At 63.7% G+C, this 14628-nt stretch carries 14 protein-coding genes; 5 read left to right on the top strand and 9 right to left on the bottom strand.

Annotation, left to right across the window (positions count from 1 at the left end; genetic code table 11):
* Positions 1-5: 5 nt before the first annotated feature.
* On the bottom strand, positions 6-977 hold the full coding sequence (locus JVX98_RS02485) for a MoxR family ATPase (protein ID WP_192450015.1): 972 nt from the start codon (positions 975-977) through the stop codon (positions 6-8).
* 279 nt (positions 978-1256) lie between these two features.
* On the opposite strand from JVX98_RS02485, the gene JVX98_RS02480 reads away from it, so the two are divergent.
* From JVX98_RS02480 to JVX98_RS02460, 5 genes are all read left to right on the top strand, one after another.
* Positions 1257-2222, top strand: a complete 966-nt coding sequence (locus tag JVX98_RS02480; RefSeq protein WP_205236966.1) for a formylglycine-generating enzyme family protein — start codon at positions 1257-1259, stop codon at positions 2220-2222.
* 41 nt (positions 2223-2263) lie between these two features.
* The gene (locus JVX98_RS02475; RefSeq protein ID WP_246764851.1) at positions 2264-3331 is read left to right on the top strand and encodes an HAD family phosphatase; all 1068 of its coding nucleotides are present in this window, start codon (positions 2264-2266) and stop codon (positions 3329-3331) included.
* Positions 3332-3358: 27 nt separating this feature from the next.
* Positions 3359-3700, top strand: a complete 342-nt coding sequence (locus JVX98_RS02470; RefSeq protein ID WP_205236743.1) for a hypothetical protein — start codon at positions 3359-3361, stop codon at positions 3698-3700.
* A 58-nt stretch (positions 3701-3758) separates the two neighbouring features.
* Positions 3759-4019 (top strand): hypothetical protein, encoded by a 261-nt coding sequence (locus tag JVX98_RS02465; protein WP_192449561.1) that lies wholly within the window; start codon positions 3759-3761, stop codon positions 4017-4019.
* A 232-nt stretch (positions 4020-4251) separates the two neighbouring features.
* A complete protein-coding gene (locus tag JVX98_RS02460) occupies positions 4252-6027 on the top strand; it encodes a tetratricopeptide repeat protein (RefSeq protein WP_205236742.1) in 1776 nt (591 codons plus the stop codon).
* An 18-nt stretch (positions 6028-6045) separates the two neighbouring features.
* Here JVX98_RS02460 and JVX98_RS02455 read toward each other — a convergent pair whose 3' ends face one another.
* From JVX98_RS02455 to JVX98_RS02420, 8 genes are all read right to left on the bottom strand, one after another.
* A complete protein-coding gene (locus JVX98_RS02455; protein ID WP_205236741.1) occupies positions 6046-7071 on the bottom strand; it encodes an NADP-dependent oxidoreductase in 1026 nt (341 codons plus the stop codon).
* Between the two features lie 191 nt (positions 7072-7262).
* Positions 7263-8624 carry an O-acetylhomoserine aminocarboxypropyltransferase/cysteine synthase family protein gene (locus tag JVX98_RS02450; protein WP_205236740.1) on the bottom strand — a complete coding sequence of 454 codons (1362 nt, stop codon included), beginning with the start codon at positions 8622-8624 and terminating at the stop codon, positions 7263-7265.
* A gap of 45 nt (positions 8625-8669) precedes the next feature.
* Complete coding sequence (locus tag JVX98_RS02445; protein WP_205236739.1) at positions 8670-9707, bottom strand: isopenicillin N synthase family oxygenase; 1038 nt, start codon at positions 9705-9707, stop codon at positions 8670-8672.
* Between the two features lie 461 nt (positions 9708-10168).
* Positions 10169-10405 carry a hypothetical protein gene (locus JVX98_RS02440; protein WP_034799160.1) on the bottom strand — a complete coding sequence of 79 codons (237 nt, stop codon included), beginning with the start codon at positions 10403-10405 and terminating at the stop codon, positions 10169-10171.
* A gap of 119 nt (positions 10406-10524) precedes the next feature.
* Positions 10525-11250: a TfuA-like protein gene (locus JVX98_RS02435; RefSeq protein ID WP_205236738.1), complete on the bottom strand. Its 726-nt coding sequence runs from the start codon at positions 11248-11250 to the stop codon at positions 10525-10527.
* On the bottom strand, positions 11247-12494 hold the full coding sequence (locus JVX98_RS02430; protein ID WP_205236737.1) for a YcaO-like family protein: 1248 nt from the start codon (positions 12492-12494) through the stop codon (positions 11247-11249). Before JVX98_RS02430 ends, JVX98_RS02435 begins: the two co-directional genes overlap by 4 nt.
* 7 nt (positions 12495-12501) lie before the next feature.
* Positions 12502-12723 carry a hypothetical protein gene (locus tag JVX98_RS02425; protein ID WP_192449569.1) on the bottom strand — a complete coding sequence of 74 codons (222 nt, stop codon included), beginning with the start codon at positions 12721-12723 and terminating at the stop codon, positions 12502-12504.
* A 32-nt stretch (positions 12724-12755) separates the two neighbouring features.
* Positions 12756-14627, bottom strand: a complete 1872-nt coding sequence (locus JVX98_RS02420; RefSeq protein WP_205236736.1) for an SARP family transcriptional regulator — start codon at positions 14625-14627, stop codon at positions 12756-12758.
* Position 14628 lies beyond the last annotated feature (1 nt).

Here is a 14628-nt window from a genome sequence, read left to right as displayed (position 1 = left end):
CATCCTCAGGCGACCGCGACGAGCTCGACGATGCGGTCGATCACCTGATTGGCGGTGGTGCCTCCGGCATGGGCTTCGTAGGAAAGCACCAGGCGGTGGCGAAAGACGTCGTGCACGGTCGCCTGCACATCGTCGGGCGTGACGAAGTCGCGGCCGTTCAGCCAGGCATGCGCCCGCGAAACCTTGTCGAGGCCGATGACGCCGCGTGGGCTGACGCCGACCTGGAGCCATTTGGCGAGATCCTTGTCGACCTTGTCGGGATAGCGCGTCGCCATCACCAGCGCGACGACGTAGTTCTCGATCGCTTCGGAAACGGTGATCGCCGAAATTTCTTTGCGCGCCACAAAGACCGCGTCCTGGGCGAGCTTCTCGGTCGCATGGTTGTTGGACTTGGCGTTGGTTTCCTCCGAGCGTACGAGCCGCATGATGTCCGCCTCCGAGGCCGCATCCGGATAGTCTACCTGGATGTGCATGAGGAAACGGTCGAGTTGCGCTTCGGGAAGGGGGTAGGTGCCTTCCTGCTCGATCGGGTTCTGCGTCGCCATGACAAGAAACAGATCCGGCAAAGGATGGCTCTTGCCGGCGATCGTGACCTGGCGTTCTTCCATCGCCTCGAGCAGCGCCGCCTGCACCTTGGCCGGCGCGCGGTTCACCTCGTCGGCGAGAATGAGATTGGCGAAGATCGGCCCTTCCTGAAACTGGAACGCGCCTTTGCCTGCCTCGGAAAAATAGACTTCGGAGCCGGTGATGTCGGCCGGCAGCAGATCGGGCGTGAACTGGATACGGGAGAGCTCCGCGTCGAGGTTCTTCGCCATGCTTTTGATGGCACGCGTCTTGGCAAGTCCGGGCAGACCCTCGACCAGAAGATGGCCGTTGCTCAGAAGCCCCAGCAGCAAGCGCTCGATCATGCCCTCCTGGCCGATGATCGCTTCGCCGATGCGCTTGCCAAGTTGCTGGATATCGTCGCGTGCACCCATGAGATCCTGCTCCCTTGCCTCGTCGGCAACATCAGTCATCATGAACTTTCGACTGAGCTTATTGTTAAATCAGCCCGATTGGAAAGAACGTAACAGTAACGAAGGACTGCGGGACGCTGGCGGGCATGCCTCATGGCAGGCGGTTTCGCATCCCAGAGGCTTCGGGCCGATTGCGTAACGGTTACGTACTTTGGGCGGCGGGCATTTGGCGCTAATCTGTGCCGGCCGTCTGTGGGTATCTTTGCCGACGGTGCCTAGGGAGATCAGAGCCAGATGCAAATGTCCCCAAAAATGTCCCTTGTCGACGAAACGCCGGCGGCGATCAGCGCCCGCGAGCAGGTCTGGATAGAGGGCGGGACCTTCGTCATGGGTTCGGACAAGCACTATCCGGAGGAAGCGCCGGCCCATCCGGTGAAGGTCGACGGTTTCTGGATCGACGTCACGCCCGTTACCAATCGGCAGTTCGCCGCCTTCGTCGAGGCGACCGGCTATGTGACCGAGGCGGAAAAGACGCCGGACCCGAAGGACTATCCGGGTGCGCTTCCGGAGATGATGCGGGCGGGATCGGTGATCTTCGATCCGCCAAAGCGGGTGGTCGGCAACAGTCCGTCGCAATGGTGGAACTTCAAGTTCGGCGCCGATTGGCGACGGCCCTACGGGCGGCAAAGCAACATCCGCGGCAAGCTCGACCATCCGGTCGTGCAGGTCTCCTACCTCGACGCCAAGGCCTATGCAGCCTGGGCCGGCAAGGACCTGCCGACAGAGGCCGAATGGGAGTTCGCCGCCAAGGGCGGGCTCGAAGGCGCGGAATTTGCCTGGGGAGACGAACTGGTGCGCGATGGACGCTTCATGGCGAACACCTGGCACGGCATGTTTCCGACGGAGAACCTGAGGCCTGACGGCTTCGAGCGGACCTCGCCGGTCGCGAGCTTTCCCGCCAATGGCTACGGCCTCTTCGACATGATCGGCAACACCTGGGAATGGACGAGCGACTACTGGTCCACCCGGCATCCGGCACCGGCGCAAAAGAGCTGCTGCATTCCCGCAAATCCGCGGGGTGGCGACCGGGAGGCAAGCCTCGATCCGCGCCAGCCGACGATCCACATTGCCCGTCGGGTGTTGAAAGGGGGCTCGCACCTCTGCGCGCCCAACTATTGTCGCCGGTATCGGCCGGCGGCGCGTCACGCGCATGAGGAAAACGCGGCGACGACCCACATCGGGTTCCGTTGCATTCGGCGGCCTTGATCCGCCCAGAGGACTTGAAAACCGTTGCGCGAGGAGGATGGATGATGACGGCAACAGCGATGCGTTCCGGGTTCGTGGTGGACGGCGATGCCCGGAGACTAAGGCGTCGCTCCAGGCTCGCCGGCCTGCTGCTCACGTTTGCTGCGGCCTTTGCAACGCCGAGCGCTCTCGTCGCAGCGGACACGCCGGCCGACACGCTCCCCTCGTGGAACGATGGCGAGGCGAAAACCGAGATCGTCGATTTCGTCACACGGGTCACCAGCGAGAGCAGCGCCGATTTCGTGGCGCCGGCAGAGCGGATTGCCGTCTTCGACAATGACGGCACGCTCTGGTCCGAGCAGCCGAACTATTTCCAGGGCATGTTCGCCATCGACCGCGTCAAGGCGATGGCGCCCGAACATCCCGAGTGGAAGGACAAGGAGCCTTTCGCATCGCTGCTGAAGGGTGACATGTCGGGCGTTGCCGCCGCCGGCGAAAAAGGTATCGTCGAGCTCGTCATGGCGACCCATGCCGGCATGACGACGGACGACTTCACGAAGACGGTCAAGGACTGGTTCGCGACCGCCAAACATCCGCGCTTCGATCGTCCGTACAACGAGATCACCTACCTGCCCATGCGCGAATTGCTCGACTATCTCCGGGAAAACGGCTTCAAGACGTTTATCGTCTCCGGTGGCGGCATCGAGTTCATGCGGCCGATGACCGAGCAGATGTACGGCATTCCACCGGAGCAGGTCGTCGGCAGCAGCATCACGACAAAATACGAACTCGACGGCGATACGCCAGTGCTGATGCGCGACCCCAAGATCGATTTCGTCGACGACGGTCCGGGCAAGCCCGTTGGCATCAACACCTTTATCGGCCGGCGGCCGATCTTCGCCGCCGGAAATTCCGATGGCGACTATGAGATGCTGCGTTGGGTAACGGCCGGGTCCGGCCCGCGCCTCGGCATGATCGTGCACCATACGGACGGGGAGCGCGAATGGGCCTATGATCGGCAATCGCCCGTCGGCAAGCTGGACAAGGCGATGACCGAGGCCGAGCAGCGGAACTGGCTTCTGGTCGACATGAAGAACGACTGGCGCAAGATCTACGCCTTCGACAAATAAACGGCTGCGCCGCTGCGGTGTGCGCCAGTGATCGATGTCGAGGCAAAGGCCGGTGCCGAGCGCGACTTGCTGTTCGCGCGGCACCGGCAGGCCATCGCCGCGCGAACGACGGTGCTCTGGCGCGTCTATCTCGCCGAGGAATATTTCCCAGGATCGATCGCGATATCGCCCATGCGGCCGGTGACGGCGCAATTCATGAGGATTCGAGGCGAAGATTGCCAATACGGCCCAATGTTACTGTTACGTACTTCCGAAAATCGGCGTTCGTGCCACTTTTCGTTCAGGGGACAGGTAAGCGAGGGCCGGATTGGCCACAAGCGCCGACCGGCGAGCCGGCCCCCGCCCGCAACGGTGTCTGGTCGTCACTGACACCCCCGGGGAATGCCAATGCATGAGCATCGATTGTCGTTCAGGCGGATGGTAACCCATGCCCAGCGCAGCTTTTCAACGGGGACTTCTGAAGCTTATGCTCAAGCTGCCGGCATTGCGCGGCCAGTTGCAATTGATCAGTGCCAAGAACCAGTCCCTGGCAAGCCTCTGCGAAGCCTATGAGGAAGCAAGCTCGATGCTTGACCGGCAAAGGCGTCTCACCCCACTGGATCATTCGATGATCTCGGAGTATGAATTGATCTGTCGCGAGATCGAAGAAGAGGTCATTTCCGTCTGTATCGCCGATACCGGGACATGAGCCTAGTCCGTTGTGATTAACGAATACCTCGCTTGAGCTTGCCAGAGCGACGAAAACCCCACAAGAATTCTATGGGAATTATCGGGTTTTCTGTTCCAATTTAAAATGATTCAATTCTTCGATAAAAATATTTTGTGACGGTGCGATATTCTTCTTTCCGCCACAGAAGCTCTCGTTTAGAGTTCGCCTCGCGTTGCACTCTCTTTGGGGTTGTGGCAGTTGGGAGCGCATCATGGAAGCCAGCAGAAATGCGGGTCATATGAACTGCATTGCCGTTGCAGAATGCGAGGCGCGAGCCGCCCTTGAGCGCATTCTTGCCGATAGCCAGTTTCACGCGACCGAGCGTCATCGCAAGCTGTTGCGGTATCTGGTTGACGAGTTTTTCGCTGGCCGTTCGGGCCTGGTGAAAGCCTACACGATCGCCATCGACGTCTTCGGGCGGCCCGCCTCCTTCGATCCTGCGACCGATCCGATCGTTCGGGTGGAAGCGTCGCGCCTGCGCGCGGCCCTGGCGCAGTATTACGAGGCGCTCGGCGAAAGAGCGGAGCTTCGTATCGAGTTGCCGAAGGGCAATTACGTCCCACAGTTCGTGATTAGCGGCGAGCCCTTGAGAGGGATGCCCGAGACCGCGGCGCCGGTTTCAGAGCCCGCAGCCGAGCAGCCCGTAGAGCCGGTGATTGCACCGGCCGCGATTGCGCGCAAATGGCCCCTGCTGGCCGGCTTCGCGGCACTCGGTGCCGGCGCGGCAGTCATGTCCGGGGCCTTCTACCTGTCCGTGGCCGACTATCTTCCCTGGCAACCGGTTTTCTCGGCCAAGCCGACAATCGTCGTTGACGTGCCGACGCGGCTCGGGGCCGACGACGACGTGCAGAAGAAGGCGGGAGACTATCTGGTCCACGCGCTCTCGCAGTTTTCCGCTGTCCGTACCCTCGCGCCGGTCTTGCCCGCGGGTGTCGACGTGGCCTCGATCACCGGGTGGGTCTCGTCCGCGCCGCCGGTCAAGCTGCAGGGCAGCAAGGAATACAGGCTTTCGATCGCCTACAGCACCGACGAACGCCGGCATGAGGTCTCCTGGCAGGTCATCGACGTGCAAAGCAACGAGGCCCTTAGGGCCGGCATTTCGAAGGCGGCGCTCGACGGCGGCGATGCGCGCGAAATACAGGAGAAGCTGCTTTCCCGTCTTGCTCTTTCGCTTGCCGGCGAGGAGGGCGTCATCGTGAGCCTGGAGGCTGCGCGGCAGCTGGTGACGCCGTCGATCGGCTACGGCTGCGTCCTTCAGGCGGATGTGGCGCTGGCACGGATCGATCCTGAGGGCCTGGCTTCGGCTCACGGCTGCCTGGAAAAATCGGTCTCCTACCAGGCCGCCGACGCCGATGTTCTGGCGAGCCTGGCGATGGTCCTGGTTGCGACCGGCGAAGCCAGCGCTGCGCCGACGGTTGCCGAGCGTGCCTTAAAACTTGCGGATAAGGCCGTTGCTCTGGCGCCGCAATCGAGCCAGAGCTATGTGGCCCAGATGCAGGCGCGCTTTGCGGCTGGCGAGACGGAAGCGGCGTTCATCTCCGGTCGTCGCGCGGCGGCGCTCAATCCGCTCGACGATGCCATTCCGGCGCGGCTCGGCCTGCTGCTGTTCGTCAGCGGCGCCTATTCGGACGGTGTGAACCTGGCCCGCGTGGCGGATGCCGGCAGCGAGTATCTGCACCACGACGCCGCGCTGACCCTGGCGCTGGAAGACTATCGCAGCGGCCGTTACCGCGAAGTGCTGAGGCGCGCCCGAGAGCTTGCCAATCCGGCGGACACGGCCGTCAATCTTCTACGCGTGGCAGCGGCAGGCCAGCTCGGCCTGACGCGGGAGGCGACAAGCGCGCTCGACGGATTGCGCCTGGGTAAAACGCGCTCGCCACAGCCATACGAGGCGGAACTCGTCGCTCGCGGCTACGCGCCGGACCTGATCGCACTGCTCGACGATGGTCTCGCCAAGGCCGGCTTGCATCCGGTCGCCCAGCAGTAAGGCCGGGCCTGGGCCTTCTCAGTTTTCGGCGGCGACCCGGATGACGAGCTTGCCGAAATTACGGCCGTCGAGCAGGCCGATGAAGGCCTCCGGCGCATTCTCGATCCCGTCGACGATGTCTTCGCGGTATCGCACCTCGCCGCTTTTGATCCAGCCGGCCATCTCCCGATAGAACAGCGGCCGCTGGTCGGCAAATTCGCGCTGGATGAAGCCCCGGATGAGCAGGCTCCGGCTCAGCACTTCACGCATGACGCCGGGCAGCCGGTCGCCCCCGGCTTGCGCCCCTGCGGGCTGGTTGTAGTGCGCGATCAAGCCGCAGACGGGTACGCGGGCGAAGTCGTTCAGCAACGGAAACACCGCATCCCAGACATGGCCGCCGACATTCTCGAAATAGACGTCGACGCCTTTCGGGCAGGCGGCGGCGAGTTGTTCGGCGAAATCCGGCGCGCGATGATCGATCACGGCGTCGAAGCCGAGCGTGTCGCGAACGAAGGCGCATTTGTCCGCGCCGCCGGCGATCCCGACTGCGCGCGCGCCCTTGATGCGGGCAATCTGCCCGACCGCCGAGCCGACGGCGCCGCTTGCGGCCGCCACGACGACCGTTTCGCCCGTTTGCGGTTTGCCGATCGTCAGCAGCCCCGCATAGGCGGTGAAGCCGGGCATGCCGAGAATGCCGAGCGCCGTCGACAGGGGCGCGGCCGCCGGATCGAGCTTGCGCAGGTCAGCACCGCGCGATAGCGCATAGCTTTGCCAGCCGGAGTGGGAAAGCACGAAGTCGCCGTCGCTGAAATCCGGGTGACGCGAGCGGACGACGCGGGCGACCGTACCGCCCTCCATGACCGCACCGATCTCCACCGGCTTGGCATAGGACCGGGCGGCATTCATCCGGCCGCGCATATAGGGGTCGAGCGAAAGGTAGAGGATCTTCAGGAGAACCTCGCCTTCCGCCGGCTCCGGGATTGCCGTTTCGACGACGCGGAAATCGCTGGGCGCCGGTTTCCAGGATGGCCGCGCGGCAAGCAGGACCTGGGTGTTCGTGCTCATTGTCTTTTCCTCCTTGTGCGCGTCTCGATGTGCCGCGGCGACGGACGGGCCCGGCAACATCAATCCGACATGACTGCCCCCTTTTCGCATGAAACGAAACAAAGGCCCATGGGCGTGTCTTGAACCGAAAACGGCTCCGCGGGCTCACCCCTCTTGGATGAGCCCGCGGAAGATGCGAAAGCGTCGTTCGCTCAGGCGGCGTCGATCGCCTGCCTGAGGTCGGCGATGATGTCGTCGGCATGTTCGATCCCGATCGAAAGCCTGACATAGCCAGGCGTCACGCCGGTTTTCAACTGGTCGATCTCAGACAGCTGCGAATGCGTCGTCGTTGCCGGATGGATGGCGAGCGAGCGTGCGTCGCCGATATTGGCGACGTGGTAGAGCAGCTTCAGCCCGTCGATGAAACGCCGTCCCGCCTCGCGACCGTCCTTCAGTTCGAAGCCGACAAGCGCGCCATAGTGGCCGTTCAGCAGATATTTTTCGCCGCGCGCCTTTGCCTCGCCATCCTGGAACCTCGGGAAGATCACCCGCGCCACCTTCGGGTGGGTGCGCAGGAACTCGGCCACCTTGATGGCGTTCTCGTTGTGTTGCCGGATCCGTAGAGGCAGCGTTTCCAGACCCTGGATGAACTGGAATGCGTTCAGCGGGCTGATCGCCGCGCCAAGGTCGCGCAGGAGCACGGCGCGGGCGCGCAGGATATAGGGATGAAACGCGATTGCGGCCGCTTTTTCGAGCCAGGTCTTGCCCTGGTAGCTCGGGTCCGGCTCGTGCAGGTTCGGATGCCGTAGCTCATGCTCGTGCCAGGGAAACTGGCCACTGTCGATGATCGCGCCGCCGATCGAGGTGCCGTGCCCGCCGATGTACTTCGTCGTCGAGTAGACGACGACGGCCGCGCCATGGTCGAAGGGACGGATCGTCAGCGGTGCTGCGGTGTTGTCGACGATCAGCGGAATGCCGAAGCGCTTGCCGATTTCGGCGACCTCGGCAATCGGAAAGACCTCGAGCTTCGGGTTCGGCAGGGACTCGGCGTAGTAGGCGCGCGTCCGCTCGTCCGTCGCCCGGGCAAAGGCTTCCGGATCCGCCGCATCGACGAAACGGACCTCGATGCCGAAGCTTTTCAGCGTCGCGGCAAACAACGCCCAGGTGCCGCCGTAAAGGCCCGCGGCGCTGACGACGTTGTCGCCGGAGCGTGCAAGGTTCAGGAGCGAAAAGGCCGATGCCGCCTGGCCAGAGCCAAGTGCGAGCGCTGCTGCACCCCCTTCGATTTCCGCCAGCCGCTGTTCGAAGGCGTCCTGCGTCGGGTTGGAGACGCGGGTGTAGAGATGCCCGGGCGCCTCCAGCGCAAAGAGCTTGTCGGCGCCGTCGGTGCCGGGCAGCTGGTAGGAGGTCGTCTGGTAGATCGGCACGGCGACGGCGCCGGTTGCCGGATCGAAGCGATAGCTGCCACCGTGTAGCGCCAGAGTTTCGGGATGCAGCCGGCCGCTGGCTTCGCGCAGGCCGGTCGGCACCTTGATCTCGACTGCAGGCTCTTCCGGCTTCTGATGGATCGTCATGCCATTTCTCCTTGGCTCTCAGGTTGATCGGCGCTGTCCGGTTGGTCAGGCGGGCACGGCCGCCTTTGGCTGTTCCAGCAGGTCTGCGTGGTGCGCGGCGGCGACATCGGGGTGCGAGCGCAGCCGGGACTTCAGCACGTTGCGGCCGACCTCGTGGAAGAGCGGGTTCTGCGGATCCTGGGTGACGCCGCGGACTTCGGCTGCAAGATGTGGCGGCAGATCGAGGACCGGGATGGTCGATGCGAGATTGGCGCCGAGGAAGAAGGCGACCGAAAGCCGATCGCCGCCGGCCGGCGGCGTCACCACCCGGTGGATGTTGGCGAGCAGATAGCCGTTCGACGCAAGCTCCAGGAGTTCACCGACATTGATGACGAAGCTGCCGCGTTTCGGCGGCGCGTCGATCCAGCCGCCCTTGCCGTCGTCGACCTGCAGCCCGCCGACCACGTCCTGCAACAGGATGGTGACGAAGCCGCCATCCTTGTGGGCGCCCACGCCCTGGTCGCTTTCGGTCTTGTCGCGGCCGGGATAGCGGATGATCTTCAGCAACTGGTTGGGGCCATCGCGGTAGATCGGCCCGAAGACATCGGGCTTCTGCCCGAGCGCTTCGGAGAAAATCTCGATCAGCCGGATACCGAGCCCAGTGACCGCCTCGATATAGCCAAGGATCGCAGGCTTCAGTTCCGGCAAGGCGTCTGGAAACTGGTTCGGGCCGACGAGCCGCTTCCAAGGCGCATCGCCGGACACGATAGCGAGGCTCTGGCGTTCAGGACCAAAGTCGACCTGTTCGCGCCAGTCCTGGGTGCCGCGGGTATATTCGAGGCCGGCGCGATTGTAGCCGCGGAAGTGCGGCGACTTGCGCATCTCGATCGCCAGCTTGTCATCCTCCGGCAGCGCGAAGAAGCGGCGCGAAAGCGAAAGAATGCCGTCGATCTCTTCCTGCGGAATGCCGTGGCCCTCGAGATAGAAGAAGCCCACCGAGCGGGCAACGCTGCGCAACTCGTCGAGCGCTGCGGCCCGCTCGGGGTGGCCCGCCGCAAAGCGCGAGAGGTCAAGGACGGGCAGGGTTGGATTTGTCTGGCTCAAGCTGGTCTCCCTTGGTCGTTCGGGCGCTCGGGGCAGTCGCTCGGACAAGGGCCCTGCGCCGGTTCGCACATGATGGGAGAAGCCTAACCGGAGGTGGCTCGTTCACTCAATATTGTCTATGGAAATTATGGACTAAATTTCAACGAAAGCGCGAAGCGGGCTTTCGAACGGAACTGGTTTGCGGGGCATATCCGTCCCGGCGTTTGTTTTCCGAATTCTTGGGGGGCTGACTCATGCGGTGCGAGAGAGTGATCGCTGAGGCGACCAAATCCGCTCGCGGGGAAGCGCCGGGAGGGGCCACCGCGGGTCGAACAACGGCGGCGACCCCGCTTCGCCTTTGGCAAAACGGGGCTATCCGGTTGTCGGCGTCATCGAGGCCATGCCCGCTTATCCGCAAAACTAAAGGTTCGCGGAGGCAGACCAATCGCCGGATGACGGCAATCCCAGAAGCGGCGTGGAACTTAGCAGCGACCGAGGCTCGGGCGCGTCAGCAGCTCGTTGGTCAGATGTGCTCTCTGGCTGCCGCAGTCTTCGGCTTCCTTGAGCAGCGATGCGAGCGCGAGTTCGAGGCAGTATTGCACGCCTTCGACGTTGAGGGTCTTGGCGGAGTCGCGTGCATAGGTGACGAGACGAGCCAGTGCCAAGAGCTCCTTTTCCTTGTCTTCCGGTTCGACCGGTACAGCAAATGAAGATAGCATGATTTTCCCCAGCTTCCATTGGACCCAAAGGCCCAGCCCAGCGTGACCAATCATAGCGTGACTTGGCGGGAGTGCGCGTGACATGAGCGTGACACACGTTGTATCTGAAAACCACACCCTTAAGATGAAGCGTCAGGTTGACCGAACAACCTCTTCCACATGCTGGTAGAATTGAATCTCCAGCTTTGCGGTGCAACCGTTCGTTGGGTCGGCGCATGTCGCAGTACGTCCAGCAAATGTCCCGCGTCGATGCCCTTCTGGTCGACGTATTCACGCGCGAGCAGAGCAACGAGACGGGCGCGGTCCGTGCCCGCCGGAAGCGCCACGCGCGCGACGATGCTCGCCCAGTTGCGCTCCTTGTAGAACATGGCGGACGCCGTCGCGCCGATCAACGCGATGAACTCGGAGGCAAGGGCGTGGCTCTGCGAAAGGCGCCTGAGCGTCGCATCGACATTGACCAGCGGTAGCGTCAACGGCAGATAGCCGAGTTCGGCGGGGCCGTGGATCAGCGCAACATCGGCGTCGTCCACACGCTCGCCCTCGGCGTATTGTCGGTAGACCTCGCCAATGCCGACCATGCCGTAGGGCGCGCATTCTGCCGCCCGCAGCGCGCCTATGCTGGCCGCGCCGAAGACCTGCACGCCTCTCGACAGGGCATAGAGGATTTCCTTGTGCCAGACGGGCGCGACATTCTCGAAGTTGCCGTCGATTAGCCCGATCGCGGTTGCGCCGTCCTCAACAGCGCGCAGCACGTCGCCCTGGACGGCGGGCGGGAGGACGAGAACGCTCTTGTCCGCGGCGTTTGGTATGTCCGGCAGGGTCGGGCCGACAAAGACGACGTTCATCTGGCCTCCAGCGCGCGCGCGAGCGCCCGTTCGCCGAAACGGCGCTTGCGCAGACCGTCGGGATTTTCAAGGGCCGGAACGATGACCTTGACCACGGAGAAAGGCGCAACGCCTTCCATCAGCGGAACGACGACAACCGTTTGGATGCCGGCCGCTTCGAGCCGCTGCACGACGTCATCGAGCAGCGCCTTCGGCCCGGCCGGGGCATCTGGCGCCGCTAAGCTTTTCCTGAGCGGCGCGGCGGCAAACAGGCCTCGCGTTTCCTCGGGAAGGTCGCGGGTGAAGGTTTCCGGAAAGACGTCGTCGCGGGCGCCGCTGATATAGGTGAGCCGCGACTGGGCAGCCTCCGTCACCGCACGGATGGCGGCGCGCCGCGCGACCGGATGGGCGCCGTGCCCGATGGTGACGTCGTGATAGCGCGGCTGCCTGGCCGACAGAATGCCTGCTTCTGCAAGGGTCGCGGCATAGCAGGGAATGCCGACGTCGCTCGTCATGTCGAAGAGGCGCAGGTCCAGGCCCGCGGCGGAGATCCGTTCCGCGAGCCCGTCGAGAGCGGGATCCTCGAAGCTTCCCGGATCGACGCAACCGCGGTGCTTGCCGCTCAGCGGCAGCATTCGCCACAGCGTTTCGGCGTCGCGCTCGATGCGCTCGAGCAAGCCGTGCAGGATCGCCTCGGTCTCGGTGTTGCCCGACGCCAGGCCGTCGGAGGATTGCCAGTAGCGACAGCCGACGATCGTGCGGTCGAGGATCGCCGCTTCGCGCGGAACCCAGGTGGTTGCGCGGTCAAAGAGGTCGAAGCCCCGGAGCCAGTCGATGGTTTCGTCGTCCTGAAGGTCCCCTTGCCCCGCCGCGATGAGCCCCGGCAGATGCAATGTTCGGTCGCCTGTTTCGAAAAGAGCCCGGCTGGTGGCCGTTCTTGTCGCGGCCGACGGTGCGCAGGCCACTGCGCGCTCGATCGCCTCCATGGCCGCCGAAACCTTGGCGTCGATGTCGGTGATGCCTTTTCCCTGGTTGATGACGATCGATCGGGCGTTGGGCGATACGGCGCTCCACACCGGGATGCCGATCCGGTCGAGGCCCGTCAGTCGCGCAAGCCGGGTGACGCCGAGCGCCGGCAAGTATGCCTCGATCCGCCGGAATGTTTCTTCGGGCGGGCAGGCGCGATCGCTATAGCAAAACGCGCCGGCCGCCGGACGGCTGGAATGCTCGTCCGACGGCCGGCCGGTTTCAGCGGCTTGTGCCACGCGTGGACTAGCCGTCCATGAACCCGCCGGAAACGGAGCCGGACGAGGCCGCAACGACGGCGAGATTGACGCCCTTGTGCACCATGGCCCCACTGTTGTTGCGCAGGTCGTTGGCCGCAGCCAGCGGTCCCTGCGTCGGCGCCGCAATCTGCGTAACCGTGCCCGCATCCAGATCCGCGACCCAAAGGCGGTTGTCGTCCGCCAAACCGATCACCACTACTTTTGCCATTTTCCCCTCCTGGCCGTTGCTGATGTAAGAAATCAGAAGCCTGCCTTGCGCAGACCCTCGCAATAATGAACGCGCTGCCATTCTTCCCTAAAGGGAACGATCGTCATCCACTTGTCGAGATCAAAGTCCGGATGCACGTCGAAAGTCTTGCGGACGAACTGGCGTGCTTTTTTCCGGTTGCCGAGCATGCCCCAACTTGCCGCCGCCAGGCGGTCGGCAGGGGTCGGATCGCGCATGCGCTCGATATAGGCGATCGCCTGCTCATACTGGCCAAGCGAGTAGCTGGCTCCGGCCGCGGTCCAGAAATATTCGTCCGGCGCAATCGGGTTGAGATCGATTGCTGCCTGGATCTTGCGCAGGCCGCCTTCAGGGCGGGAGGCCTGCACCAGCGTGTCGGCATAGCTCGCGATCACGTTGGCGTGCTGAGGGCTCAGCGCCTCCGCCTTGTCATGGTATTCCATGCTCTCGTCGAACTGTCTCAAGTAGAGCTTGACGACGCCAAGCTCGCGGTAGCCCGTCGCCAGCGTGTCGTCGGCCACAACCGCATCGCGCGCATGCCGTTCCGCAAGCGCCAGCAATTCGGCGTCGCCACGGGCCGTCAGCAGCCATTCGACGAAGTAGCTGCGGGCCAGTCCGCTCATCGCCGGCGCGAAGTCGCCGTTCTGGTAGAGCGCTTCGCGGAAACTCTTGCGGGCGCGCCGTACCTCCGGAAGGTTGAGCTGCTTGAGATAGCGCTGGCCGAGCAGGAAGTTGCGGTAGGAACCGACATTCGTCTCAAAGGTCTGGCGATGCGCCTCGTTGCGCTCCACCTGGTTGGCGATCGCCAGCGCGATCTGGCGGGCGATTTCCCGCCGTGAGGCCATCAAGCCGTCGCCGTCGAGATTGAAACGGTCGGCCCAGATCACCTCGTCATTGGCAAAGAAGATCAATTGCGTGAAGAGCGTCAGCCGGCTGCCTTCGTCGGTGAGGCGCGTGTCGAGAATGTAGCTGATGGCATGCTTCTGGTAGGTGTTGGCCTTGTCGGCCTGCAGGCTGATCTGCGCGGCCGTGTAGGGCGCGATCACCGAAACCGAGCGAAGCGCGCAAAGTCCGATCGTCACGTCCTCGATCAGGGCGCTTGCAAATTGTGTTGCAGGACTGTCGATCGCGCCGTTGTTCGGCGGCAGAAGGACGACGCGCGGCGGGCGCGTATCGACGACCGCGTCCGACGTGGGCGCGATTATCGTCGAGACCGATCGCAATTCCGGCCTGCCGATCGTGATCACGCCGCCGTTATTCGAGACGGCCCGCGCCTCCAGATGGTTGCCCTCGAGCTGAAACGCCTGGGTCAGGATCTTGCGCACGTCCTCGTCGAGCGGGTTGCGCTCGAGCAGACGGGTCGCTGCCGCCTTGACCAGCTTGCGATGGTTGTTCGTCGCCTCCGCTGCTGCGAGCAGCAGGCTTTCGCGCAGCAGCGCCATGTGCTCGCCACGCTGCCGCTCGATCCAGCCATGCAGCGCTTGGCCTTGGGACTTCAGGTCCTTGAGGAAGTCTTCCTGGAACGTTTCGACCGCCCACTGGAGGCGCGAAAGCGGATCGCCGGCCTCGCGCCCGATGGCATCGACGTCGCTTTTGAGCCGGCTGGCGTCGAGGCGCACGGACGATGGCGAGAAACTCAGAAAATGACAGCCGAGTTCTTCCTGGCGCGCGCTGATGCGGGAGATCGTCTTGCGCAGATTGACGAAGGCCTGGCTCGGGACGATCTCGTCCCAAAGGAGTTTGGCGATATCGTTTCTGGACTGCTCGCTGTGGCCGTCGACGATCAGATGACACAGGATCAGCAGACCCTTTTCGGGAAACGCTACCTCACGCCCGCCGTTATCGACGAGCCGCAAGCGCCCGAGGGTCTGCAGTCTGAATGTCATC

This window comes from Ensifer sp. PDNC004, from assembly GCF_016919405.1.
Classification (GTDB): Bacteria; Pseudomonadota; Alphaproteobacteria; order Rhizobiales; family Rhizobiaceae; genus Ensifer.
Note: the sequence above shows the minus strand (reverse complement) of the source record. Positions and strands in the feature narration are given on the sequence as shown.

What these genes read in the sequence shown, in the direction of transcription:
- JVX98_RS02485 (WP_192450015.1), bottom strand. Translation starts at nt 977, where the DNA reads ATGGGTGCACGCGACGATATCCAGCAACTTGGCAAGCGCATCGGCGAA.
- JVX98_RS02480 (WP_205236966.1), top strand. Translation starts at nt 1,257, where the DNA reads ATGTCCCCAAAAATGTCCCTTGTCGACGAAACGCCGGCGGCGATCAGC.
- JVX98_RS02475 (WP_246764851.1), top strand. Translation starts at nt 2,264, where the DNA reads ATGATGACGGCAACAGCGATGCGTTCCGGGTTCGTGGTGGACGGCGAT.
- JVX98_RS02465 (WP_192449561.1), top strand. Translation starts at nt 3,759, where the DNA reads ATGCCCAGCGCAGCTTTTCAACGGGGACTTCTGAAGCTTATGCTCAAG.
- JVX98_RS02460 (WP_205236742.1), top strand. Translation starts at nt 4,252, where the DNA reads ATGGAAGCCAGCAGAAATGCGGGTCATATGAACTGCATTGCCGTTGCA.
- JVX98_RS02455 (WP_205236741.1), bottom strand. Translation starts at nt 7,071, where the DNA reads ATGAGCACGAACACCCAGGTCCTGCTTGCCGCGCGGCCATCCTGGAAA.
- JVX98_RS02450 (WP_205236740.1), bottom strand. Translation starts at nt 8,624, where the DNA reads ATGACGATCCATCAGAAGCCGGAAGAGCCTGCAGTCGAGATCAAGGTG.
- JVX98_RS02440 (WP_034799160.1), bottom strand. Translation starts at nt 10,405, where the DNA reads ATGCTATCTTCATTTGCTGTACCGGTCGAACCGGAAGACAAGGAAAAG.
- JVX98_RS02435 (WP_205236738.1), bottom strand. Translation starts at nt 11,250, where the DNA reads ATGAACGTCGTCTTTGTCGGCCCGACCCTGCCGGACATACCAAACGCC.
- JVX98_RS02425 (WP_192449569.1), bottom strand. Translation starts at nt 12,723, where the DNA reads ATGGCAAAAGTAGTGGTGATCGGTTTGGCGGACGACAACCGCCTTTGG.
- JVX98_RS02420 (WP_205236736.1), bottom strand. Translation starts at nt 14,627, where the DNA reads ATGACATTCAGACTGCAGACCCTCGGGCGCTTGCGGCTCGTCGATAAC.